This window comes from Bartonella sp. MR100HLJHH (genome assembly GCF_042194215.1).
GTDB lineage: Bacteria > Pseudomonadota > Alphaproteobacteria > Rhizobiales > Rhizobiaceae > Bartonella > Bartonella grahamii.
Map to the genome: position 1 here is coordinate 1 of NZ_JBHIMR010000105.1, position 617 is coordinate 617.

The 617-nt window shown below is 50.7% G+C and carries 1 protein-coding gene; it reads right to left on the reverse strand.

All coding sequences use genetic code 11. The features are described 5' to 3' along the window. On the reverse strand, positions 1 to 617 hold a 617-nt coding region (locus ACFIJ7_RS09780; RefSeq protein WP_375645217.1), incomplete at both ends, for a filamentous hemagglutinin N-terminal domain-containing protein.

Below are 617 nucleotides of genomic sequence, written 5' to 3' on the forward strand. Positions count from 1 at the left end.
GCAGAAAGATGCAACTGCCCCGCATTGGCTGCCATATCATGGCGCATGCGAACCCCTACACCTTTTTCTGTTGCCACAAGTTTTATTCTGTCCGCCTGGAGAGCCCCCAAAGCAGAACCATCTATCGCATATTCCGGTTTACCAGTAATATCGGTCAGTTCTTTCATTTCCCGTGAAGCGTAATCAAAGTGCCCTGTCCCTGCGGTCACACCAATCTCCTTGCCCGCAACAGGTCCTTCAAAATGCACCGTGCGTGAGACAATATCGACAATATCAACAGCCCCTTGGCCTGAGAAAAAATTGGCTCCCTTGGCGCCAAAGGTGATATCCCCACCTCGCACCTCAAAGCCTTTTAAAAAACCGCTCGCATCAATTTCGGGTACACCTGTGGTTAAAGTCGCATGGGGCGTATTGATAAAGCCACAACCATCACAGCTTATCCCATTGGGATTGGCTATAATCACATCGGCTGGGCTCCCAAAAACCTCTCCTGGACCATGAAGCGCACTGCGCTTGCTGCTGGTGACTTCATTTAAAATCACTTTCGCCGAACCCGTAACACGCAAATGCGGATTGCCCGGCATAATGCCCCCCAACTGCGATTGCCCTACTTCTTG